The sequence below is a fragment of the Prevotella sp. MGM2 genome, assembly GCF_002933955.1.
Taxonomy (GTDB): Bacteria; Bacteroidota; Bacteroidia; order Bacteroidales; family Bacteroidaceae; genus Alloprevotella.
The window spans coordinates 45,350-70,532 of sequence record NZ_BEWW01000225.1 but is presented as its reverse complement, the minus strand read 5'-3'; the positions used below and the strand labels follow the sequence as shown (position 1 = coordinate 70,532).

The 25,183-nt window shown below is 40.9% G+C and carries 22 protein-coding genes; 12 read left to right on the top strand and 10 right to left on the bottom strand.

All coding sequences use genetic code 11. From position 1 onward, the window contains the following. Positions 1–158 (top strand): helix-turn-helix domain-containing protein (locus tag C5S62_RS05685; RefSeq protein ID WP_275541727.1); only part of this gene is annotated, 158 nt, incomplete at its 5' end. Between the two features lie 387 nt (positions 159–545). On the opposite strand, the gene C5S62_RS05680 is transcribed toward C5S62_RS05685, so the two are convergent. Next, entirely contained in the window at positions 546–773 is a 228-nt protein-coding gene (locus C5S62_RS05680; protein ID WP_104404438.1) for a hypothetical protein, read from the bottom strand. 73 nt (positions 774–846) lie between these two features. Between C5S62_RS05680 and purB the strand changes: the two genes are divergently transcribed. The 3 genes from purB to asnS all read left to right on the top strand — a co-directional run bounded on the left by purB (position 847) and on the right by asnS (position 5,091). After that, positions 847–2,193 carry an adenylosuccinate lyase gene (gene purB, locus C5S62_RS05675; RefSeq protein ID WP_104404437.1) on the top strand — a complete coding sequence of 449 codons (1,347 nt, stop codon included), beginning with the start codon at positions 847–849 and terminating at the stop codon, positions 2,191–2,193. 84 nt (positions 2,194–2,277) lie between these two features. Next, positions 2,278–3,663: a pseudouridine synthase gene (locus tag C5S62_RS05670; protein WP_104404436.1), complete on the top strand. Its 1,386-nt coding sequence runs from the start codon at positions 2,278–2,280 to the stop codon at positions 3,661–3,663. 33 nt (positions 3,664–3,696) lie between these two features. After that, complete coding sequence (gene asnS / locus C5S62_RS05665) at positions 3,697–5,091, top strand: asparagine--tRNA ligase (RefSeq protein ID WP_104404435.1); 1,395 nt, start codon at positions 3,697–3,699, stop codon at positions 5,089–5,091. Positions 5,092–5,451: 360 nt separating this feature from the next. Here asnS and C5S62_RS05660 read toward each other — a convergent pair whose 3' ends face one another. The 4 genes from C5S62_RS05660 to C5S62_RS05645 all read right to left on the bottom strand — a co-directional run bounded on the left by C5S62_RS05660 (position 5,452) and on the right by C5S62_RS05645 (position 7,619). Then, entirely contained in the window at positions 5,452–5,730 is a 279-nt protein-coding gene (locus C5S62_RS05660; protein WP_104404434.1) for a hypothetical protein, read from the bottom strand. A gap of 14 nt (positions 5,731–5,744) precedes the next feature. Next, a complete protein-coding gene (locus tag C5S62_RS05655) occupies positions 5,745–6,206 on the bottom strand; it encodes a hypothetical protein (RefSeq protein ID WP_104404433.1) in 462 nt (153 codons plus the stop codon). A 149-nt stretch (positions 6,207–6,355) separates the two neighbouring features. Further along, on the bottom strand, positions 6,356–6,709 hold the full coding sequence (locus C5S62_RS05650) for a hypothetical protein (protein WP_104404432.1): 354 nt from the start codon (positions 6,707–6,709) through the stop codon (positions 6,356–6,358). Continuing rightward, on the bottom strand, positions 6,693–7,619 hold the full coding sequence (locus C5S62_RS05645) for an IS1595 family transposase (RefSeq protein ID WP_104404431.1): 927 nt from the start codon (positions 7,617–7,619) through the stop codon (positions 6,693–6,695). The genes C5S62_RS05650 and C5S62_RS05645 overlap by 17 nt, the downstream gene beginning before the upstream one ends. 430 nt (positions 7,620–8,049) lie before the next feature. Here C5S62_RS05645 and C5S62_RS05640 point away from each other — a divergent pair, with 430 nt between their 5' ends. Continuing rightward, positions 8,050–8,835: a hypothetical protein gene (locus C5S62_RS05640; RefSeq protein WP_104404430.1), complete on the top strand. Its 786-nt coding sequence runs from the start codon at positions 8,050–8,052 to the stop codon at positions 8,833–8,835. A 431-nt stretch (positions 8,836–9,266) separates the two neighbouring features. On the opposite strand, the gene C5S62_RS14100 is transcribed toward C5S62_RS05640, so the two are convergent. Further along, the gene (locus tag C5S62_RS14100) at positions 9,267–10,217 is read right to left on the bottom strand and encodes an acyltransferase family protein (RefSeq protein WP_371411191.1); all 951 of its coding nucleotides are present in this window, start codon (positions 10,215–10,217) and stop codon (positions 9,267–9,269) included. A gap of 783 nt (positions 10,218–11,000) precedes the next feature. Here C5S62_RS14100 and C5S62_RS05635 point away from each other — a divergent pair. The 7 genes from C5S62_RS05635 to cdd all read left to right on the top strand — a co-directional run bounded on the left by C5S62_RS05635 (position 11,001) and on the right by cdd (position 19,030). Next, the gene (locus C5S62_RS05635) at positions 11,001–12,002 is read left to right on the top strand and encodes a lipoate--protein ligase (protein ID WP_172486088.1); all 1,002 of its coding nucleotides are present in this window, start codon (positions 11,001–11,003) and stop codon (positions 12,000–12,002) included. Positions 12,003–12,020: 18 nt separating this feature from the next. Continuing rightward, a complete protein-coding gene (gene gcvT / locus C5S62_RS05630) occupies positions 12,021–13,112 on the top strand; it encodes a glycine cleavage system aminomethyltransferase GcvT (protein WP_104404428.1) in 1,092 nt (363 codons plus the stop codon). A gap of 55 nt (positions 13,113–13,167) precedes the next feature. Next, positions 13,168–13,545: a glycine cleavage system protein GcvH gene (gene gcvH / locus C5S62_RS05625; RefSeq protein ID WP_104404427.1), complete on the top strand. Its 378-nt coding sequence runs from the start codon at positions 13,168–13,170 to the stop codon at positions 13,543–13,545. A gap of 162 nt (positions 13,546–13,707) precedes the next feature. Next, complete coding sequence (gcvPA, locus tag C5S62_RS05620; RefSeq protein ID WP_172486091.1) at positions 13,708–15,054, top strand: aminomethyl-transferring glycine dehydrogenase subunit GcvPA; 1,347 nt, start codon at positions 13,708–13,710, stop codon at positions 15,052–15,054. Positions 15,055–15,102: 48 nt separating this feature from the next. Continuing rightward, positions 15,103–16,572, top strand: a complete 1,470-nt coding sequence (gene gcvPB, locus C5S62_RS05615; RefSeq protein ID WP_104404425.1) for an aminomethyl-transferring glycine dehydrogenase subunit GcvPB — start codon at positions 15,103–15,105, stop codon at positions 16,570–16,572. A 109-nt stretch (positions 16,573–16,681) separates the two neighbouring features. Then, a complete protein-coding gene (lpdA, locus tag C5S62_RS05610; RefSeq protein WP_104404442.1) occupies positions 16,682–18,034 on the top strand; it encodes a dihydrolipoyl dehydrogenase in 1,353 nt (450 codons plus the stop codon). A 516-nt stretch (positions 18,035–18,550) separates the two neighbouring features. Next, on the top strand, positions 18,551–19,030 hold the full coding sequence (gene cdd, locus C5S62_RS05600) for a cytidine deaminase (protein WP_104404441.1): 480 nt from the start codon (positions 18,551–18,553) through the stop codon (positions 19,028–19,030). Positions 19,031–19,122: 92 nt separating this feature from the next. On the opposite strand, the gene dapA is transcribed toward cdd, so the two are convergent. The 4 genes from dapA to C5S62_RS05580 all read right to left on the bottom strand — a co-directional run bounded on the left by dapA (position 19,123) and on the right by C5S62_RS05580 (position 25,110). Further along, complete coding sequence (gene dapA, locus C5S62_RS05595; protein ID WP_104404423.1) at positions 19,123–20,013, bottom strand: 4-hydroxy-tetrahydrodipicolinate synthase; 891 nt, start codon at positions 20,011–20,013, stop codon at positions 19,123–19,125. A gap of 122 nt (positions 20,014–20,135) precedes the next feature. Next, positions 20,136–20,768: a nucleosidase gene (locus C5S62_RS05590; RefSeq protein WP_104404422.1), complete on the bottom strand. Its 633-nt coding sequence runs from the start codon at positions 20,766–20,768 to the stop codon at positions 20,136–20,138. 13 nt (positions 20,769–20,781) lie between these two features. Continuing rightward, positions 20,782–21,243, bottom strand: coding sequence for a MaoC family dehydratase (locus tag C5S62_RS05585; protein ID WP_104404421.1), 462 nt, complete (start codon positions 21,241–21,243; stop codon positions 20,782–20,784). A 675-nt stretch (positions 21,244–21,918) separates the two neighbouring features. Further along, positions 21,919–25,110: a DEAD/DEAH box helicase gene (locus tag C5S62_RS05580; protein ID WP_133159516.1), complete on the bottom strand. Its 3,192-nt coding sequence runs from the start codon at positions 25,108–25,110 to the stop codon at positions 21,919–21,921. Positions 25,111–25,183: the final 73 nt, after the last annotated feature.

The following is a 25,183-nucleotide window of genomic DNA, read 5'->3' as shown; positions in this document are numbered from 1 at the left end:
TGCGCAGCGATGCGGAAGACAAGGAGCGTGTCTTACGCGCGTTGAAGCAGGCGAAGGGAAATCGCAAGGTTGCCGCCGAACTGCTCGGGATAGGACGTACGACGCTGTACAGCAAGCTAGAAGAATATGGATTGAAGTATAAATTTCAGCAACCATAGCCGGAATTAGCTAAAATGGAGGTAACGATTAAACCGGATATATTCATCGAAGATAAAAAACGTCCTGTGATAAAAAATCATGGGACGTTTTGATGTGTTCCCGATTTTTATTGCTAATTTTGCATTAACCAAAAGCATTATTTGGAAAAAACAAATTTGAGAAATGCGATAAAGTTAGCAAGTTGGCAAATCGTAACCCATTAGAGCGCAAAATCAAAGTAAGTTATTATATATCAGAATGTAATTTAATGCGGAAATCTTTTGAGATAGAACAATACTTTGAATGTGCTTCTGCTCATACTCTACTTTTTGTTTGCAAAATTAAACCATGTAGAGCTGGAAGACGGTAGGCAAATCACAGCATATCAGCGCATTCACACCCGCATCTCATTTTTTTGAGCAGATCCCGATGACATTTCCAAAAGAATCCTTAAATTGGCAACCAATGGCGTATGGATCAGCGGATATGTCAGTGTCCTCAGCAAGCTGTTCTTTTGTGAAAAAGAGTAATGAGATAGTAACGTAACTCTTGCTTAAAACGGCTTTTTTGTGGCATTCAGTGGCTTTGGTAAAGTCCTCGTCGAAATCGCTAAAACGCTTTATCTCAACGTTCATTCACCATTTTTCTCCTATTCTCGTTTTTTTGTAGTATCTTTGCCGCCAAATTATATAAATTTAAAAGACAAATATGGATTTGGACATTTTGACAGCGATTTCTCCTATCGACGGTCGTTATCGCAGCAAGACACAATCACTTGCAGCTTATTTTTCGGAATATGCACTGATGAAGTATCGTATACGCGTAGAAATCGAATACTTCATATCTTTATGCGAACTGCCTCTCCCGCAACTCAAAAATTTTGACCAATCTTTATTTCCCCGCCTAAGAGACATATACAATGACTTTTCAGAAGCCGATGCCACGCGAGTAAAAGAAATAGAAAGCGTGACCAACCACGATGTAAAAGCCATCGAATATTTCATTAAAGAGCAGTTTGATACTATTGGTCATTTGGAACCATTCAAAGAATTTATCCATTTTGGCCTAACCTCTCAAGACATCAACAACACATCTTTCCCCCTTATGCTGAAGGAAGCAGTGGAGGAGACCTATCTTCCCTATCTTCAGGAGATCACGAACCAGCTCAATACTTACGCTGAAGAGTGGAAAGATATTCCTATGCTTGCAAAAACACACGGCCAGCCTGCCTCCCCTACTCGTTTGGGAAAGGAGGTTAAGGTGTTTGCTTATCGTCTGGAGGAACAAACCAATCAACTAAAAGCATGTTCTTACACCGCAAAATTCGGGGGCGCTACCGGTAATTTCAACGCCCATCACGTTGCTTATCCTGAATATGACTGGCGGGAATTTGGCAACCACTTCGTCAAAGAAAAATTAGGTTTGAAGCGTGAGCAATACACCACCCAAATCAGTAATTACGATAATTTCGGCACAATATTCGATGCAATGAAGCGTATTCAAACCATTATCATCGATCTTGACCGCGACTTTTGGCAATATATCTCAATGGAATATTTCAAACAACGTATCAAGCCTGGAGAAGTCGGCTCAAGCGCCATGCCCCATAAAGTAAATCCCATTGATTTTGAGAATTCCGAAGGTAACCTTGGCATATCCAATGCCATATTGGAACATCTGAGCCGTAAATTACCTGTAAGCCGTTTGCAACGTGACCTGACGGATTCCACCGTAATCCGCAATATTGGTGTCCCCATGGGGCATGCACTCATTGCGTTTAGCAGCACCTTGAAAGGATTAGGTAAACTATTACTGCACAAAGAATCTATTATCAAAGACTTAGATGATTGTTGGGCCGTGGTGGCAGAAGCTATCCAAACCATTCTGAGACGTGAGGCATACCCCAATCCTTACGAGGCGCTAAAAGCACTCACCAGAACTAATGCAGCTATTACAGAAAACAGCATTCACGACTTTATCAAACAACTCGATGTGAACGACAAGATAAAAGCTGAACTGATGGCTATAACCCCACACAACTATACCGGTATTTGAAATCAACAGAAAATAAAAAACTATCAACAAAGAAAATATAGACTAATAAGTCCAAAACAAAATATTTTTTATTAACAGACTAAAATGAACGAAGAACAATTCAACAATGAGAATGCAGGCAGCCGTGAGGCTTTCTCGCAGTCTAACCATGAAAGCCAGAACTCAAGTCGCCACCGCTTCACCAATTTTTCCAAACCGGAAAATCGAGGAACTTACAGAAATAGCGGCAACTATCGCTCATCCGATTACAATCGCGGAGAGTACCAACCCCGATACAGCAATCAGGGGAATTACCGTCGCAATTACAACAACAGTGAAAACGGCAACTACGGCTACAATAGTGAAAGAACACACAACAGCCGTAATTTCCGCAACAATTTCAACGGATACGACAACAATAATTCTTATAATAACAACAGCCATCAGCCTCACACCGGTTTCCAACCGCGTCGTCCCTACTCTGACGGTTATTCACGCGAAAACCGATGGAACAAACAACGTGACAATTTCCGCAACGAGAACTTCCGCAACTACGGTAACAGCTATGCGCCCCGTTTCAATGCCCAACCTCAAAACGATGAAGAAATTACATACAGAAAGTCTCCCAACTTCTCTCACACATATCCTCAGAACAACGGGTCCAACCGCAATGGAGGTTATGGTTTCAATCGCAACCGGCGCCCTTATTCCCCCGGCACAAAATACAATCAGAAAAAGCGAATGGATTATAAGGAAGTCATTCACGACCCCAATGAACCTGTACGTCTGAATAAGTATTTAGCCAATGCCGGTGTATGCTCCCGCCGTGATGCCGACAAGTACATTGCAGCCGGCGTTGTCACTGTCAACGGAGTTGTTGTAACAGAATTAGGCACAAAAGTGTTACGCTCTGACAACGTACAATTCCATGAGACACCTATAAAAATGGAAAAAAAGGTCTATGTGCTTCTTAACAAGCCTAAAGGATACGTAACCACTAGCGAAGACCCTCAAAATCGTAAAACCGTAATGGATCTTGTACGGAATGCATGCCCAGAGCGCATTTATCCCGTAGGCCGTCTGGACCGTAATACAACCGGAGTATTAATGCTTACAAACGATGGAGAATTAGCTTCAAAACTGACACATCCGAAGTTTCTTAAAAAGAAAATATATCATGTTGTTACAGACCGTAATGTCAGTGCAGCCGATCTCCATCAAATAGCCGAAGGAATAGATTTGGAAGATGGTCCGATTAAGGCTGATGCAATAGAATATGCCAGCCCAACCGACAAAAAACAAATAGGCATAGAAATCCACTCCGGAAAAAACCGAATTGTGCGTCGCATTTTCGAACATCTGGGATATCATGTTACCAAACTCGACCGCGTTTACTTTGCCGGTATGACCAAAAAGAACGTACGTCGTGGCGATTGGCGTTATCTCACAGAAAAAGAAGTAGACATGCTTCGCATGGGAGCATTTGAATAAAAATTGTCATAAATTCCATAAAACAGAAGAGGCATGAAAAGGACAAAAATAACAGAAGTACTTCAGCGACAAGACTTTGGCACTGAAGTAAATGTCAAAGGTTGGGTACGTACACGCCGTGGCAGCAAGTCCGTAAATTTTATCGCACTGAATGACGGTTCTACCATCAACAATGTACAAATTGTTGCAGACGTTGAACGTTTCGATGCCGAAATGCTCAAACAAATCACTACCGGAGCCTGCCTGAGTGTAAACGGAATTCTGGTACAGAGCCAGGGAAGCGGACAAAATGTAGAAATACAAGCCAATACTATTGAAGTTTTAGGAGTTTGCGGGAACGATTACCCGATGCAAAAGAAAGGACAGTCGTTTGAGTATATGCGCCAACACGCCCACATGCGTTTGCGCACCAACACTTTCGGCGCTGTTTTCCGCATTCGTCACAATATGGCCATGGCCATTCACCATTACTTTCACGAACACGGTTTCTTTTACTTCCACACCCCTATCATCACTGGCAGCGACTGCGAAGGAGCCGGCCAGATGTTTCAGGTTACAACAAAAAACCTGTATGATTTGAAAAAGGATGAAGAAGGAAAAATTGACTATTCCGATGATTTCTTCGGGAAAACGACGTCACTCACAGTGAGCGGGCAACTCGAAGGCGAGCTAGGGGCCACAGCCCTAGGAGCCATCTATACATTTGGCCCTACATTCCGTGCTGAAAACTCCAATACCCCCCGTCATTTGGCTGAATTTTGGATGATTGAACCGGAAGTGGCCTTCTATGATATCACCGACAACATGGATTTGGCTGAAGATTTCATTAAATACTGTGTTCGTTGGGCATTAGATAACTGTAAGGATGATTTGGATTTCCTCAACAAGATGGTTGACAAAAACCTGCTGGAACGCTTGAATTTCGTTGTTGAGCACGACTTTGTACGTCTCACCTACAGTGAAGGCATCAAGATCTTGGAGGAAGCTGTTGCCGCCGGACACAAATTTGAATTCCCCATCTACTGGGGAGTAGATTTGGCCAGTGAACATGAGCGTTATCTGGTTGAGGAACATTTCAAGAAACCGGTAATTCTAACAGATTATCCCAAAGAAATCAAGGCTTTCTACATGAAACTCAACGATGACGGAAAAACCGTTCGCGCCATGGATGTACTGTTCCCACAAATCGGTGAAATTATCGGTGGTTCCGAACGTGAAGAAAATTATGAGAAACTGATGGGCCGTATCAATGAAATGAACATCCCTATGAAAGACATGTGGTGGTATCTCGACACCCGTAAATTCGGTACATGCCCTCATAGTGGTTTCGGTTTAGGCTTTGAACGTTTAATGCTGTTCGTCACAGGAATGCAAAATATCCGCGATGTGATTCCTTTCCCACGAACACCGAAAACTGCTGAATTCTAACAACTGGCAGTAATGACCACTGTATTTATCCGTATAATAAAAACGTCTTGATAAGCTTATCAAGACGTTTTTTGTTTTTCCGCTATTATATAATAAAAGACCTATTTAAAGAGCTTACATTTTGTAAAACAACGGCATGAACGAAAGGACGTAGGATCACTGCCACACCTATCAATACAAAAGAGTCACTCTATAAGAAAGAACAAAATATGAGAGAACGTTTTTTAAAAAACGATGCACCAAGTTTTTAACTTGACGCATCTTATCATATAATCAATATGTTATTTTTTAGGCACCTACATACAACTTTACACTAAGTGCTACGCAACGTCTTAGGACGTTATTTCAGAGGGTGGTTGATTAACCCTCTGAAGTTCCAGGTAGTCCGTTACTAATATTATAAACTGATTCAAGCGATTCTGACAGGTCTTGATACATACCTATTTCATACTCTTTACAGAGTTTATCTACAATGGCATTGAAAACTTTTTCGTTCTCAAACTGATTAAATCCTGTAACACCTGAAACTATCTCTGCAACTTCGTTTGATTGAATATTCGAATCGTCCGTATTCCATATAATATCAGAGTTCGTAATTTTATCACGAATCTCTTGAATGTCGTAATCTAATGATTTCATACTATTCTTATTAATTAACGCCAATATTTAATATGCAATTTATGGTACTTATTATCGTATTTACTTAACCATTTATCTCTTTGTGTATTGTTCTCAAACGGAACAGAACTCCAATGAACATTATTTCCACTAAGTGTAGCTTTATCAAATAACAATTCATTATCAATCCAAATAGAAACATATTTATAATTATGCTGATTTGATGCGTAGCCAAAATGATGATTCCAAACGATATATGGATTATCTTGTTTTTCCATAACACATGCTTGTATATCATCATCAAGATTGCTTCCAAGATGTGTTCGTGTTAATCCATAACCATTATAATAACCATATCTACTTGTTCTAAACATACAGTTAACAACATTCTCATCAACACCATAAATATTGACTTTTTGAATATCATCATCAATAACAAAATCATTTGGATTGTATTTATTGAGATATGTAGTATCTACTTTATTGGTATTTAACAACTGTTGTTTTGTGATAAGCTGATTCCCTCCCCCCCGCTTAAACCCAACTTATTATATGCTTCTATCTGCGTCAAGAATGCTTTACCCATAAGTTTTCTATTTTAAGTTGTTCTTATGGGATATTTATTGCTTATCTCACCAATTGTTTTTTACTTTTTCTTTTTCGAAGACAACATCTTTTTAAGAGTAAAAGCAAACTCGTTTTCAGGTGTCAAAACTTGTTTCTCAACAGATATAAGAACATGTTGTTTCTCATAGATAGATGATGTGTCTAATGATAATAGCTTCTTGTTTTTGATAAACTTAAACACTTCAAGAATCGGATATACATCGTATTGCGTTGCATCTTTATCAGTGATGATAGTCTGTTTAACTTGACGTGGAGTTTTCAAATAAGGCATAATCTCCATACCGACATACATACGGCTATCATCAGTAACGTAAACGGGTACTACTGTATCTTCAATTCTTATTTCCGATATATATTCAACTACAACGAGCATATTCAATCAATTCTTTATAAGTTAAGCGATAACCTTGTATATTCTCCATAAGATATAAGAATCTATCACCGGGCACAAATTTACAAGTATTTCTTCTGAAAACGAACTCATTCACATAAAATTGGAGATGTTCAGGTGAAACAACACGATATACGCCTATTATCGCACGTTTGAAATTACCCCAGAAGTTCTCTATATTATTCGTGTGAACCTTACCGTTTACGTATATATTATGTCTTACAATATGGTGGTCATAAGTTTGTTTCAGACCATTATAAGCTCCCCATTCGTCAGTATATACTGTTGCGAAAGAATTGACGAATTTATTAACTCTCGGTATTAAATCTTTCGCAGTGGTGAATTGAACTACACGAGCTACAACTTTACCGTTACGTTCAATCATACCAAACACAGGAGTTTTACCTTTACAGCTTCTACCTTGACATTCTTTGATTCTTTTGTTTGCATGACGATTTTTATTCTTACCGCCTACGTAAGTTTCATCCATTTCTACTTCATTATCTAATATTGATTGGTTTTCAAACTCACAACATTTTCTTATACGTTGTAACATGAACCATGCTGTTTTCTGTGTTATACCAAGTTCTCTTTGTAGTTCCATAGATGAAAGACCACCTTTATGAGAAGTATACATCCAAATTGCTATGAACCAATTTTGAAGTGATACTTTCGTATTCTCAAATATAGTTCCTGTCTTAATATTGAAATACTTACCTGTATTCTTGCAACGATAACGGTTGTTCTTACATTTATAGACTTTCGATGTCGAATCAAACGGAGAGACAGGATTTCCATTCCAGATTATTTGTTCCAGAAAATCAATACATTTCTGTTCGTCAGAAAATGTCTTTATCAATTCCGTTAATGTTTTGAATTTAAAATCTATCATACTCGTTTCTTGTTATATGGTGAAGATAGATATATTTTCAAATCATTGGAAATATAAATTGCAGAGGTTTGTTGAACACCTACTAATGTTCGCTAACATGTGATTTTTGAAGCTTTTATATCTTGAAAATCGGTATAAATAAGAATCTTTGCAATGTCATAGAAATATGGCAGACATTGCGGAATAAAGAATACACGAAAGTGTTTAACTGATTCTCACCGATAAAGTCTGGAAAACTAAAAGGTGAACGAAAATGAGTTAGCATCTCTCGCGTCATGCAATATGGCGTGAGGGACTGTTGCTTATTTTAGTTCACGGCATTCCAGACGCCTATCGGTTGAAATAAGTTAGCAGCCCTCACGCTTTCATCATTTAATAATGATAATATCTTCTTTCGGGGGCTGGTGAAGAAACAAAATTCAAAATCAAAATGAAAAAGTTAGGTGTTATTTTATCTGTAAGTGCCTTACTTACACTATGTTTGGTTAGTTGCGGTAAAAAACAACCAGAATCACTTCGTCCGGAAACTACAGAAATTGATGGTTCACTTGGTATGTTGTATGAGCTTGTTGATGAAGATTACAAGTTTCCTACAGTTTCCAATCAATTTGAAATCAAAGTAAAACGTAATGAACTTGAGGGTTACAGTTACAGCAAAGTAGGTGTTGGTTATGAAGTTTATGACGAAAACGGAAAAGTATTGGTATCTGAGTTGAATCCATCTCTTGAAGATATTTCTTCATGGCCACCGATACCATTTAGTGTTATGGAAATGAAATCTGGTGAGGTTGGTTCGATATATGTGAGATTGAAAGATTGGCCTGATAAATATGCAGGTGCTAAAACATTCAGATTAATACTTGAATCAAATATTGACGATGAATCTACCATAAACAACAGTTCTTCTTCATCTTCTGATAATAAATGGGATAAGTTACTTGATGATTATGAAGCTCTTGTAAACGAATATAATAAGTTCCTTACTGAAATGAAATCTGGTAATGTGGATTCTCAGAGTGCTATGAACGCGTTATCAAAAGCACAAGCAATGCAAGAAAAATTGGATGCAGGTAAATCAGATATGAATAGTAAACAAATTCAGAGATTAAGTAAAATCGCTACTAAACTAACAAACATTGCAGCTAAGGTAGCTACGATAAATACAGAAGATATAAAATCAGTAAATGGTGTTGATTTGAAAGACTTAGGATTGTAATTTACAAAATAATCGGGTGGTATAAAGTTACTTTTTCTTTATACCACCTAATTGTATATAATTATGTGATTTAGAGAAATCACAAGCCAAATTAGAACGTCTAAAATGTACCGATACCAGTTCTTTTAGACAAATTCTTACCTGAAGCACTATTGATAATAATGTATGCTTGCATGATTTTGTTAGAAGACAAGATAATATACTTCTTTCCTCCAATAGTACGTAATTTATTCATACTTTGAGCTTTATTTAATGAATTAATCAATGATTATTGGAGTCAGAAATCTGACAATTATTTTAGAGTATTATTGAGGGACTTACAGCTAATAAGTCTTATTATTCATGGTGTCATTACACTGATTTTAGTTATACAAAGGTATGAAAAGATTTGGTAATAAAAAAGCTCGAAGATTAATTTCTTCGAGCTTTTTCTATCTGAAATAACGTCCTAAGACGTTGCGTAGCACTTGGTGTAAAGTTGTATGTAGGTGCCATTTTTTATTTCTTAAATATACCGAAGGATTGGTCAGTTTCACAAAAAATGAAAAATGAGAGAATATCCAAATGACAAAAGTCACAAAAATGGTATAGACCAACGCAGCAAGTGCGGAGTCAGGCAAGTTCAACTTGCGAACTATTATCATCAAAAAATAAACTATCACTGTATGATAAATATAATATTGCAACGTATATCTCCCTTGCTTTGATAAAAACCTCGTATCAGGACATACACACAAAAACGAAACAGACATGGCAATACTCACACAAAACACAAGTATCCTACTATACATAAATGAAATGTCAGGATATCGATCAGCAAATCTGAGGTCACCTAAATATTCAGGGAGAAACACAGGCAAGACAAATGCAAAACATAAAAACATGAAACAAAATGGTTTATACCTTGATGAAAGACATATATTTCGGGTTTGCATATAATATCCCCAAAAGAAAAACGGCAATAATGCAAGTGTTCTCTGAATTGACAAAAGTCTGTCAAACGGTAAGAAATCAGCAATTATGCCAATAACAAAAGCAGATAAAATCACCCACTTTGAATGATTCAGAATGCGAGGAGGCAAAATATGGAGCATCGTTCTCCAACAGACTAAACTTAGCAAATACCATATAAACCACCATGGCGTTAATAGCCTGCTGACAGTTATTTCTTCGCCGGTAAAATAATCATAGCCTATTGTGAGAACCTGTAAAATGACAAGTGGTTCTAAAAGTTTAAGACACCCCGCCCAAAATTTCTTTGTACTATTCTTATGGGATAGAAAACCTGAAATGAATACAAATAATGGCATATAGAACATATATATCCATTGCCAAACAACTCTACACACCGAAGACTCAGTAAATACAGTATTAGAAAACACATGCCCGCTATGACTAGAACAATTAAGCAGAACTTTATTGAATCGATACGCTCATCTCTAACAAAGGAAGGTATCGTTTTATCCCCCTATTAACTTTTTATTACAAATATTCTCTTTCATTCTTTAATAGTTAGAAAATCGGTGCAAAATTACTATTTTCCGCTGAGATTGAGATGTCGAACATGACATTACAAGTTCTCATTAAAATGATATTATTCCAAAGCCTAACATTTTAACACTATTTGCATTCGGCTAAAAAATGTTGTATATTTGCAGTAGCGAAGCGTGCGATTATTAATGAATCGCACGCTTCGCTTTTATATAACAGGCTTATCGCCTCTATACAATATATATAAATAGAATAAAAAGTCCGTATTGCCGTAAAAATTCCAAGTATTGCATTTGAAATTCCAAGTATTTTTTTCCTCCCCCACCCTATATCTATTAAAAATATCACTTTTTACGACTCATAATGACACACCAACTGTAACAGAAAGTTAAATATGTTAATTATCCGATGCTCAAAAAGCTATTCATGAAGACTTCCTCATAGAGCAAAAAGAACAATTATAGTACTCTGGAAAAAGCCTTTCAATTTTATACCGTTAAAAAAGTTTTATCCCTTTGCAAGACCAATCTTTTTCAGTATTTTTGAAGCCATTCTGAATAACCTCAAGTCTTTCCCACTCATGTGGAGGCCTATCAACAAAGAGAAGTCTGATTACCGATCTGCCATCTATGGAAAACAAAAAAATCCTGATATTTCCAGCCTGTCATATAATAATGCCCTCAACAAGCAACAGAAGAGCTGCATTTTTCCTAGCCGCAGAAGAATATGTTGCTTCCAGCCTGCCGCAGGACAATTATTTCTTTTCATGGATATTAAATCCCACGGTCGTATTAGGCCGCAACCAAAGAATAAATCAGGAGGTCAATCTTGATTTTTGCCAGACGGAAAAGATTGATGTCATCAGGCGGCGCAGCGGTGGAGGCTGTATCTTTGCAGATAATGGCAATATTATGTTTAGCCTCATTACCGGAGCCGGTGCTGTAGAGCCCATATTTGCCGCTTACGCACAAAACGTAGCCCATTCCCTCCAATGTTTGGGAGCTGATGTTTATGTGAGTGGACGCAACGACATAATGCTCAACGGTCATGGAAAAATTTGTGGTAATGCTTTCTACCACTCCGCCAACCGCAACATCGTTCATGGCACAATGCTCTACGACACCAATACCCGCCTTATGAAAGGCGCCCTGAGACCTGATTTGGAAAAACTGAAATCAGCCGGAGTCAAAAGTGTGAGAAAACGCATCGGACTACTTAAAGACACTCTTTCGTGCCACATTGAAGATTTACGGACTCATCTGATCCATTCTCTAACAAACCGGTCAATAACGCTGACTGAGAAGGACGTCAAAAAAATAGAAACCATCGAATCTGAATATTATAAAAAAGAGTTTCTTTATGGCCGTCATAACAGCAGCCTCCTGATATGCTCAGACAGGATTGAAGGTTGCGGAAAAATAGAAATCCGTTTTGACTTATCAGGTAATATGATTAATGCCGTAGAACTCTCCGGTGACTTTTTTGAATGGAACGACAGCCTGACAGTTTTCCAAGAAACGTTTTCAGGTATTGAATTCTCTCCGGCATCGATCAAGGAAGCCATCCGAAACAACTGCCCTGAAAAAAGCATCCGGGGGCTGTCTCAAGAAAGCCTGATAGCCCTACTGACACCGGACAAACTGGAATCAACTAATTATCAACCTTATACAAACTAATCTTAAATACCATTACTTATGTCAGACAAAAGGACCTGTCTCTACGACAAACATGTGGCGCTCGGCGCCAAAATGGTACCATTCGGAGGCTTTGAAATGCCCATCCAATACTCAGATATCACAGAAGAACATAATGCCGTCCGCCATGGCTGCGGCGTATTTGATGTCAGCCACATGGGAGAAATTCTCATCACCGGCGAAGACGCTGAACGCTTTGTCCAGCACATCTTCACCAACGACATCAGCAATGCGCCGGCAGGCAAGATTTTCTATGGCATGATGCTTCATGAAAACGGCGGGACTGTAGATGACCTGCTGGTATATAAAATGGCAGAGAAAGAATTCCTTCTGGTAGTCAACGCGGCCAATATCGACAAAGACGATGCCTGGATAAAAAGCCATACTGAAGGTTTTGACGTTGCAACGAACAATCAGAGCGAACATTACGGACAACTGGCAATCCAAGGGCCTCAATCGGAAGAAATCATGCGGAAGGTTCTGGAACTTCCGTGTGAAGAAATAGAATTTTACAACTTCAAGACCATGCTGTCGGAGAACGAGAACATTATAGTGAGCCGTACAGGATATACCGGTGAAGACGGATTCGAAATATACGCCTCCCACAATTATGTTAACCGTTGTTGGGACAAACTAATGGATAGCGGAAAAGTCAAGCCCTGTGGATTGGGTTGTCGCGACACTCTGCGCTTTGAAGTTGGCCTTCCACTTTATGGAGATGAACTCACCGATGAGATTTCACCGATCATGGCAGGCCTTGGCATATTCGTAAAAACAGACAAAACGGAATTCATTGGCAAAGAGGCCATATTGCAACAAAAAGCAGAAGGCATCAGACAGAAGATTGTCGGTATCGAGCTTTCCGGCCGGGCCATTCCACGCCATGGCTATGAGGTGGAAGCCGACGGAAAGGTCATAGGGATTGTAACGACCGGTTATTGCTCTATCTCTACGGGCAAAAGTGTCTGCATGGCACTCATTGATGCCGCAAATGCCAAACTGGGAAATGCCGTAGAAGTACGCATACACCGGAAACTGCATCCCGGCATAATTACCAAGAAACGTTTCTACGAAAAGAACTACAAGAAATAAAAGGAAAAAAGTATATTTAACAAGCAATTACAAACTTAATTAAAACACTATCATCATGGCAAAAGTTATTGAAGGATTATATTACAGTGAGAGTCACGAATTCGTAAGGGTTGAAGGCGATTTCGGTTATATCGGCATAAGCGATTATGCTCAGGAACAGTTGGGCAATGTGGTTTACGTAGACATGCCGGAAGTTGACGATGAGGTGGCTGCTGGCGAAGAATTTGGAGCTGTAGAAAGTGTAAAAGCCGCCAGCGATTTGCTTTCTCCCGTTAGCGGTCTTGTTGTTGAAGTTAATGGAAATCTTGAAGATGCACCCGAGCTCATCAATGAAGATGCCTTTGCCAATTGGATTATCAAAGTAAAGCTCACGGATAAAAGTGAGTTGGAGACGCTCATGAATGCTGCTGATTATGAAAAAATATGCGGTTGAACCAACTATAACACTCCATTTACAGCATCCGAAATCAATTGAATTTCTTGCATAAGAAAACTCATAACGGGCATGATATGTTCTCACCCTGTTAATGTGCAAACATATCTTGCCCGTTGCTTATTTTTTCCAATGAAAGACTCACAGTTAACCGGACAAACCATGAAATATCTGCCCCACACTGCCGAGGACCTGCAAGCTATGCTGGAGGTTATCGGCGTCAAGTCTCTGGATGAACTTTATTCTGAAGTTCCAGAGGAATTAAAACTTAAGAAAGATCTCGACATACCTTCTGCTATGTCGGAAATAGAAATAAGAAAACACATAAAAACACTGGCCGACAAGAATCTTCAACTAAAATCCTTTGCCGGTGCAGGTGTCTACGATCATTACACTCCAAGCGTCATCCCCTACATCACCTCACGTTCTGAATTTTCCACTTCCTACACGCCTTATCAGGCTGAAATATCACAGGGGACATTACAATATATCTTCGAATATCAAACAATGATGACACACCTGACCGGCATGGACCTGTCGAACGCATCGATGTACGATGGCTCCACAGCAACCGCAGAAGCCATGCTCATGTGTGTAGCCTCCGCTAAAAAGCGTAATAAGGTATTGATTTCCGAAACTTTTAATCCGTCAACATTACGCGTGGTAAAAACCTACGCTAAATATCATGGTGTAGACCTTATTGTCATACCTGCGCAAACTGACAAGACCACCGATAAGACAGCCATATTCAAGGCTTTGGAAGAAGGTGACGTGGCAGGTGTAATTGTGCCTCAACCCAACTATTTCGGAGTGATAGAAGACTTCAGTGGACTGGCCGAAGCCTGTCATGCGGCCAAGTCCTTACTAGTTGTCAATACTATGGCCTCAGCCCTTGGCATATTGAAATCTCCCGGTGAATGGGGAGCCGATATCGCCTGTGGAGAAGCACAAAGCCTAGGTGTACCGATGAATTTTGGCGGTCCGTTCATCGGTTATCTATGCACAAAATCATCTCTCATCCGTAAAATGCCCGGACGCATTGTCGGACAAACAGAAGATACAAAAGGAAATCGTTGTTTCGTACTTACCATGCAAGCTCGCGAACAGCATATCAGAAGAGAGAAGGCCACGTCCAACATCTGTACAGCACAAGGTTTCATGTGCCTTTGTGTTGCCTGTTATCTTGCCTTAATGGGAGAAAAAGGTTTACGGGAAGTCAATGAAATATCTTACTCCGGAGCTCACTATCTGCAGGAAAAGCTATTAGAGACTGGGGCGTTTGAGGAAGTACATTCTAAACAGCCTTTCCTCAATGAATTCTCGCTCCGGTTTACCGGCAGTAAGGAACAACTAGAAGAATTCCGCCGGGATTTAGCTGAGAAACATGGCATTTTAGCCGGAATCATCGCAGAAGGATGTGATAATATCATCATCTTTGCTGTAACAGAACAACGCACTTCTGAAGAAATGAGCATTCTGATAGAAACTGCCCGAAAATACAAAGCATAAATCCAATATACCCTATCTGTCAAAAAAACTTTTAAACATAGCCAAACCATGAATAACACTTATTATGGTCAACTCATTTTTGAGCATTCAAAATCAGGCCGCACTGGTTATTCCCTCCCCCATAATGCATGGAAAGAACATGATATACACAGTCTGCCCCATCACCTGATACGCGAAAAGTCCGCAAAACTCCCTGAAACAGACGAGTTGACAGTAGTGCGTCACTACACTAATATGTCTAATAACAACTTTGGAGTTGACACCGGCTTCTATCCGCTTGGTAGCTGTACGATGAAATATAATCCCAAAATCAACGAAGAAATTGCCGGCATGCCGGCTTTCACCAGCCTTCATCCGGCTCAATGGGACCATGCACAAGGAGCATTGGAAATTTATTATAATGTACAGCAAATACTGTCGGAAATAGCAGGCCTTTCGAAGTTTACCCTTAATCCTTATGCCGGAGCTCACGGTGAACTTACCGGGCTGATGATAATACGTGCCTATCACCAGAAACGCGGCGACGCTAAACGCCGGAAAATTATCATACCAGATTCCGCTCATGGCACCAACCCGGCTTCAGCCGCAGTTTGCGGTCTCGACATCATAGAGGTGAAAAGTACCGCAGACGGAACTGTAGACGTTGAAGATCTCAAACCGTTATTAGGCGATGATATTGCCGGCATGATGATGACGAATCCTAACACTTTAGGCATTTTTGAACGGCGTATTCCTGAAATTGCCAAACTTATCCATGAATGCGGCGGATTAATGTATTACGATGGTGCCAATTTAAATCCGATGTTGGGAGTATGCCGCCCCGGCGATATGGGCTTTGATATCATGCATATCAATCTTCACAAAACGTTCTCAACACCTCATGGCGGCGGAGGACCTGGCAGTGGACCTGTAGGAGTAAGAAAAGGACTTGAAGAATTCCTACCCAATCCACAAGTATTAAAAGATGAAAAGGGACACATCACATTAAAAACTGCTCCCGAAGCTCTAGGAGCCGTATCTTCTTTCCTTGGCAACTTTAACATCATCATCCGCGCCTATTGCTATCTGCTGTCGATGGGAAAAGAATATATTCACATGGCTGGAAAATTATCTGTCCTCAATGCCAATTATGTTAAAGAAAATCTGAAAAGCCATTATTTGCTCCCCATTGCAGGACTCTGCAAACACGAGTTTGTGTTCGATGGTCTACGACCTGAATATGGAGGAAACCATCACACTCCCAACCATATAACAACCCTCGACATCGCCAAGCGTCTGCTTGATTACGGTTTTCATGCACCAACCATCTATTTCCCTCTGCTTTTCCATGAAGCCATGATGATAGAACCTACAGAAAGTGAGAGCAAAGAGACTTTGGACAACTTTATTGAAGTTATGAAAAAGATAGCAGAAGAAGCCAAAGATACTCCTGATATTCTCAAAACAGCCCCACATAATACCCCAATAGGACGCCCCGATGATGTTTTGGCTGTAAAAGCTGCCAAATTCACTTATTGAAACAGGAAAACAGGCAAGCAAACAGACAGGAAAAGGGAGAAGCCCACTTCAAAAAGGTCTTGGTTTGCTTGCCTTTATGATTATTAACCAACCACTTAATTTATTTCCCATGGAAACAGACTTAATCATTATAGGAGCCGGACCGGGAGGATATGAATGCGCCGTAAAAGCTGCCCGTCAAGGACTAAAAGTTACCATCATTGAAGCCAAAGCTCCAGGAGGGACTTGCCTGAACGAAGGTTGTATTCCAACTAAAAGCCTTTGCCACACCGCCGCAATTCTAAGAGAATTAAATGATGCAGGTGATTATGGAATAATCATGCAAGCATCCGCGCTTGACTTTACGGGCGCAATGGCACGTAAAAACCAAATTGTATCTTCTTTAAAAGAAGGCATAAAGCAATTGATGAAAATTCCGGGAATTAATTATGTAGAAGGAAGAGCAAGTTTCATAACTTCTCATACTATTTCTGTTGGGGCTGACATATATGAAGCTCCTCATATAATCATTGCGACAGGCTCTCAATCCAAGTGCCTGTCTATTCCTGGAGGAGATTTGCCTCGTGTGGTAGATTCAGCAGAAATGCTCTCCCTGACAAAGATACCACAACGGTTAAGCATCATAGGTGGAGGAGTTATCGGTTTGGAATTTGCATCTATTTTTGCGACCTTCGGCAGTGAGGTTACCGTTATAGAATTTTGCAAAGAAATTCTCCCCAACTTCGATAAAGACATAGCCAAACGGCTACGCCTTGAACTCAAAAAACAAGGTATAACATTCAAAAACGGAACTGCAGTAACTGCTATAACTACTGGTGAAAATGAAAATGCCCCTTATCTTGTAAGTTATGAGGAAAAGGGGAAAACATCCGCCATTGAAGCAGATATTGTTCTAATGGCCGTTGGCCGTATGCCTAATATACATGGACTTAACCTAGAAGCAATAGGAGTCGCAACAACTCAACGAGGTATTACAGTCGACGAAAACATGCAAACGAACATCAGAGGAGTCTACGCAGTCGGCGATGTAAACGGCCTATCCCCACTGGCCCATGCCGCTACTTTCCAAAGCTACCGCGCCTTAAACCATATCACTGGCCAAACAGATAACATTAAATTTAATATTATTCCAGCTGCAGTGTTCACGGTTCCGGAACTTGCAAGTATCGGGCTTACAGAAGATGAATGCGATAAAAAAGAAATTCCATGTACCATTCATAAATCTTTTTATCGTGCCAACGGAAAGGCATTGACAATAGGAGCAAGTGAAGGGCTAGTGAAAATCATAACTTCACCCAATGGGCTAATTTTAGGTGCGGCGATTTTAGGACAACATGCCAGTGACCTTATACACGAGGTTGCTGTAATCATGAACTATGGGGGAACTTTGGATCAATTAAAAGATATTATCCACGCACATCCAACTCTCAGTGAAACAATACTTTCTGCAGCAGAAGCGTAGTTCTCACACTTAAAAGAATACCATTATAAAAAAACGGCAGTTTTTCCTGTTAGGGAAAACTGCCGTTCATATTTTTAAATAGAATATCCATTACAAAGTACGCATATTCTTTAACCTTTGAATTTCACGACTTAAGTTTTGGCACATGATTCCATTTCCCATTGCCTGATATCGGCTAAGCTGATATTGAAGCATCATAATCGTTTGGTTCTTCTCACTTTTCATAATTTTCTGAGCTTTGTGGCAGTTCGCGTTTCGAACCGCAATGTTGAACATCTTTATTAAATCATTGCAAAGGTACAAAAAAATCACGTGTATTCCTCACTAAACACCTCAATTCACGGAAATGTTAACCGAATTTTAGAAGCTAAACCTGCATTCTGACAGGTACGCATTACTTTTACCATTCACAATGGCACTTACAAAAAACACAGAATGTCTTAAATAGTCCTGTTTTATTTGCACTTTCAATCAGATATAGTTATCTTTGCTTTTGAAGAAATCAACAAACAGCTTATGCCCGATATCCAACTCACCATACCATATACACATTGTACTTTTGAGGAACTTTCTTCCGAAGACCGAATTCTGGTAGAGAAAGCTCAAGATGCCTGTAAAACAGCTTATGCCCCCTACTCCCACTTTTGTGTGGGAGCCGCAATTGCTTTAAACAATGGTGAAATAATATGCGGCAGCAATCAAGAAAACGCCGCTTATCCTTCCGGAACCTGTGCCGAGCGATGTGCCATGTTCTATGCCAATGCACAACATCCTCAAGCAACTCCTATTACCATAGCTATAGCAGCCTGTAACACCGCTGGGGATTTTTCTTCATTTCCTATCACTCCCTGCGGGGCATGCCGACAAGTTCTGCTGGAAAGCGAAATACGTTATAAACAGCCGTTACGTATTATCCTTTACGGCGTAAAAAGCATCTATATTCTGAAGTCGGTTCGTTCACTGCTCCCGTTCCAATTCGACTCGTCAGCACTATAATCACTCCATATAATATAAATAATAAGCGGACAGACTGTTCATCTTTATGCTGAACTTATCTATCCGCTTTATTGATTTATTTTTTGTTCTCTTCAAATGGAAAAAGTGTCAATTACGGTCTTTAGCCTAGCCTGAGTGGCCTGGGTAGCAGGAACTAACGGCAAACGCAAATTATTCTCTATTCTGCCTTGTTCCGACAATAAAGCCTTCACACCCGATGGGTTGCCATCGACAGTCATCAATTTATACAAATCACTAAATCGCCGGTGTATGCACAAGGCTTCGTTATAGTTACCGATGAGTGCACTATGTACCATTTTACCAAATTCTGCGGTAAAAGCGTTACCAACCACCGATATCACTCCCGCAGCTCCAATGGTAATCAGTTCAAAAGTAATGGCATCATCACCACTCAACACCTGAAAGCCGTCAGGCGCCCCTTTTATAATATCTTCTATTTGAGAAATATTGCCGGAAGCTTCTTTTATCGCTACCACATTCTTACATTCATGAGCAATGCGGAGAGTTGTTTCAGCAGAAAGATTCACTCCCGTACGCCCTGGAACATTATAAAGAACAACAGGTAATTCCGTAGCGCCAGCCACTGTACAGAAGTGCTGATAAAGACCTTCTTGAGAAGGCTTATTATAATAAGGAGTCACGATGAGCAACCCATCTATACCATTCAAATCAGCCGTATTCAAATAATCAACCACCGCCGCAGTTGAATTGCCTCCGGCGCCAAGCAGCAAAGGCACACGACCTTCCACTTTCTCTACAGCAAAACGTACAATCGCTTGTTTCTCGGCCAAAGTAAGACAAGGCGTTTCAGCCGTAGTCCCCAAAATACAAAGAAAATCCACTCCAGCCGAAATTTGTGATTGTATCAAATTGCCCAAAGCCTCAAAATCTATACTAAAATCACTGCGAAAAGGTGTGACAAGCGCCACACCAAGCCCTTTAAAAAGGTTCTTCTTTTCCATAAATACTCTAATTTGGGCACAAAGTTAATTCAAGGCAAGTAAACGACAAAGTTATTTTGCTGTTTTTCTGCTTTTATTTCTTTCTCTCAGACCTATTCCTGCACTTTCTACAAACACTTTGCTTATCTCTGATCTTTTTTCTCATTATAGTCAACAAAAAACTGATGCAAGGCCATACGGGCGTCTGATAATTTGTCCGACCACTGTTTCACGGAATTTTGTCCGACAATATCCGTTACATACTTCACAGACACAAAAGGCAATCCGAATTTCAAACAAACGGCAGCACAGGCAAACGCTTCCATGTCAATGGCATCACCAAACAATCCGTCTTTGTCTGTTGCAAAATTATCGCCGGTATTAACAGTATATTCTCCTATTGTCCTCCGTCCGCCAACAACACTGCCCGATTCAAATAACGGACAAGGAAGTGCATCAATATCCGCTATCAGCCCATGTATCCTTAAATTGTAAAGATTACGGTCTACAAATCTCCGGCACACCAATATGTCGCCAACTGCATGATTTATAGTTCCGGCTGTTCCTACATTAATAATCAGGTCGGGATGAAGTTCCAACACGGCAGCCGTGAGGTTCATGGCAGCATTAGCCTTTCCCACTCCTATGATTGTCCGTATGACATTGCATCTGGGCAACTCCACACTTATACTCTCCTCTTCAAGAGCAAAGGCCACAAGCACCAACGGCTTGCGGCCTTTTTCCTTTTCATAACCTGCCGGTTCGTTGAAAGTCATAAAGGACTGTTTTTCATTCAAAATGATAGAGGAATGTTGCCACACCCGTCAAGGCCGGTTTACGCTCATCCTTTATTTCAATCGCAAATTTTATTTCGACCTTGCAGATACCACGCAAATTGGCGATGCTCTGAAGAGTAGCCACCAAACGGACACTCTGACCGCTTAATACGGCCTGGCCGAATTTCATCTTGTCCATACCATAGTTCACCATCATTTTCAGATTGTTTACCTCTATAATCTGTTCCCACATATAGGGCAAAAGAGAAAGAGTCAGATAACCATGAACTATGGTCTGTCCGAAAGGACCATCCTTTGAACGCTCTTGGTCTACATGTATCCACTGGTGATCCAAGGTGGCATCGGCAAAAAGATTTATTCGATCCTGAGGCACTTCCAGCCAATCTGAAGTACCAATGACCTCACCCACATGCTGGGCAAATTCCTCATAAGAGCTGATAACTAACTTACTCATATTTATTTCTTTGATTTTAATGATTTTTTATTTCGCAGAAGGCTATGATGCTTTTTCTTACAACGCGCAAAGTTAAACATATTTTCCTATATAAAGAAGCAACGACACTCCTGCGTCCATAAAAAGACGGAACTTCCTTCTAGGCTGCAAGAAGACCACCCGCCACTTGTCCATCACGTATCCCGTATTTCTTAAATGATTCTTCTTCTCAACCCTTTTCATAAGAGAGACGGCGGAATAAATTATATCAAAAGACTCTCCAGATATTTTACCGCGTTATTTCTCGTCCTGCCATTTCAGGCATCACTTTTTCTCTGATTTTGCTTGTCCTGAGATTTTAACACAATTTGCTTTCGACCTCAAAAAGTGGTATATTTGTAACAGCGCAGAGGACCGTCTCAAAAGACGGTCCTCTTTTTTAGACAAAATCAGGAAGAAACTCATGAAAAACTGACCTGAATATTGGCAAAAAGCCCGTATTGCAATTTTAAATCCAAGTATTCGAATTAAAGTTTCAAGTAATCTTTTTCCAACAACTCTTGCTTCGGTTTCGAAAAGCTATATAAATATGGCAAAAAAGCTCCTCCGAAATGTAACGAAAGGTTAAAAATGTTAATTTTAAAAGAGTATGTTTATGCGATTATTGAACAAAATTTTATTCTGCCTATGCATAGTTCATGCCTGCTCCGATGTGAAATTACGGACAGTCGTAATGAAACTCCTATAAATACTGCTCCGGCAAAGCAGTTCCTTGCACCCTACCATAAAAAATTGTTTTCTAGCCCGCGTAAGAGCCACATTGAGCTTACGGTCAACATCCGTTCCGCCCACCTGTTGCACCGAAGAAAGTATGTTTAATTGATAAGGCTGACGGATGGTTGTGGAAAAGATGACATAATCGCGCTGACTCCCCTGAAAACATTCCACGGTGTCTATGGTTACAGCTTCACATTCCAAAAGCCCATGCCGCAACAGCGCACTCCGGATAGTGGCAATCTGATTACGGAACGGCACGATAATACCGATCTGACGGGCCGGCACAACTGGGATATTGTTTTTCTTAAGCAACGCCAACAAGGCACCGATTATTGCCGCCACCGCTTCGGCCTCTTCCTTATTAATCTTATTATTGTCTGACGTCACAGCAGAAGCCACATCAACAAAACCTAAACGTGTAGAAGCCACGAAGGCCTCCATCAATGTTTCGGCGTGCTCCAGACTGAGCGCAGACAACTGATGTGAAAGTCCTACAGTCTTCAGGCGGTTGTCATAAAACTGTTTATTGACAAAATCACAAATTTCAGGGTGCATGCGGCCCTGCCTGTCGAGCATGCCCACCACAGCGTCCATTCCGTTGCTCAAGGCCTGACCGTGCAAGCGTTCAAAGAGAGAATTCCGTAAATCCGTCAACCCTATATCCAGCAAACAGGGATCGGTCACACGCGTTTCCCCTTCCGGCAACAGCACAACGGCCGGCAACTGTTTGTGATCGCCTATCATAATGAACTTGACAATACCGCTGCTTCCATCGGGGTGGCGTGCGCATAAAAGGCCGAGCAATTGCGGTTCTAGCACTTGAGAAGCCTCGTCGATAATGGCCACGAAATGCCTCAGGTTGAATATCTCCGTATGTGCGGACATCGTCGCCACTGTTCCGACGACAATGGGAACCTCCAGCAATCGACGACGTACATCCTCACGCTTCGAGACCCCCTCCATGAAAGCCGGAAGAAGATGCCTGCGGAATGCCGACTCACAGGTTTGAGGCAAACCGATGCGGACATAAGGAGCGTCTACTCCCGCTAACATGGCACAAATTTCATCGACAGCCCGATTGGTATAGGCCATGAGGAGCAATCCGGAACTTTCCCCAATCTCACAGCCTCTACTTACAGATTGGCTCTCATCATGCAAATGCTCCTCAACCATGGCTTTCAAGGCCACACTTGTTTTTCCTGTTCCAGGCGGCCCTACGAGCAGAAAGTAATCTTTGGCTCTTTTGGCAGCCTGCACTATCGGTGAAACGGCTTCATGATAAATTCCGACCAAAGGAACTGCTCCGTCATGCACTTCAGGAAGACGTTGCCCTAAAAGGAGGTCACGGCGTTTCTCTGTGGCAGTAAGAAGACTGAACAGTCCGCTCACCGAACGATTGAAAAGGCTATCAGTGGAATCATGCTCTATGGCATAAAATGTTTCACGCGAAAAGAAAGAACGGTTGCGCTGGCGATAGGTCAGACGCAACTTAACATATTCGCGCGTCAATTCTTCAATATAGCCTCTAATGAGCTGACGGGTGGTAACACTATCATTTTTCTCACGGCGCTCATACAACTGTACCATTTCGCCAACACTGAAATTGGCAATAAACTTATCTCCATAGTCTGGAAGGCCCAATGTCAGAGCTTCCACTCCTCCCAAACCACTCTCTTCAATAATCCGCAAATTGATAAGAATGTCGCCGGCCATCAGTTTGGTTGTCAAATCCGCCGTCCATACCGAAGCAAAGCCGCGGTTGGAATCAGGGCGATTATCGGTGGTTTTGCTCAAAAATTTTTCACGCTCCAAGAAAGTCAGGAAATGATTGAAATAGGCAGACAGGAGTGGTGTCATTTGCCGTAACGGCTGCATAACCGCCTCTATCGAAGGCTGAAAATATTTTTTCCACAAGGGAGTGGAAAGCTGACGGAGATTCAATTTTTCAGAAGCCATAAGAGGCACCACCTCCTGCCATTGCCCTTCGCGTATGCATTGCTCCAATGCGACTATCTCATTACGTAATTCCAATATATTCCTGACAGCCTGTGAACTGGAACGTTCGTTGTAAAAAATCGGATAACGGCTGTACAGAAGAAAAGAGCGGACAGCATCGCGCGGTATATTAAAATTATAATGAAGTATCTCTTTATAGAGCGACATCTGCAAGACATGCTCTTCCTTAGGACGCACGGCATGTCCAAAATGTTCTTGCGCCTTACCACTCTTCAACTCAACCAGACGTAGGTAGTCGGCTGTCATCACGTCAAAACGTCCGCGCAATCCCAGACATTCACAAATAAAAGACGGCTCTAGTAACACTTCATCTACATCTATGTCGACTTCCGGAGAAAGAAACTGCTCGGAAACAGCTTTACTGACATGATTATACGTAGCCTTAAGATTTGCGGCATAAACCCTATCCGGAGCTTCCGACAAACAAGCATAAGCCAACATATTCTCCTGAAAATGTTGTTGCAAAGAAGAGACAAAAAGCTGATCACCGCTCTTCTGGCCCGAGGCATTGACCTTATCGTCCATAAAACGGTTGGCAGCGTCACCCAGTAGAATGGGCAACGTTATCTGTCTAGGAGAAAACATGTTGACGAAATAATTTAAAGGACTGTCACCATAAGGTTTGACGCAAGCAGCCAATGCACTCACATCAATCAAATAATCCGGCTCGATGATAATCATTCCGGCTTTTATCATATCATCACCGATGACTTCCGCATCAATCAGATTAACGGCCATCCCTTTTCTCAATACTTGCAGTGTACGCTTAAGATGAGGTACAAGCACAGTACTGTCACCTAATTCACAGGTACAGCTGAAAGCATTGCTCCGAACTTCTGTAACGATGGCCCTAATACGCTGTTTTCGTATGATAAAAGTTTTCTTAATAGTAGCTGTTTGCGCCGTATTCTGTAGCTTTCCCATTAGAGTACCAGGCATATCCACGGCATAAAGTTCACACAAAAACCGGCAAAGTAGCGAAACATCTGTAAGAAAAGTGGTTTCTGTTGCAATCTCCTTTTCCAGCAAAACCATACGGGCACGACGGCGAAAACTGTCTGCGGCATGATAATCTATACCGGCTGCCTGGCACACTGCATATAACTGGGAAAAAAGACCGGAAAAGTCTGTATGAAAACCCTCTGACCGTTCTGTGCAAATCCGTCTT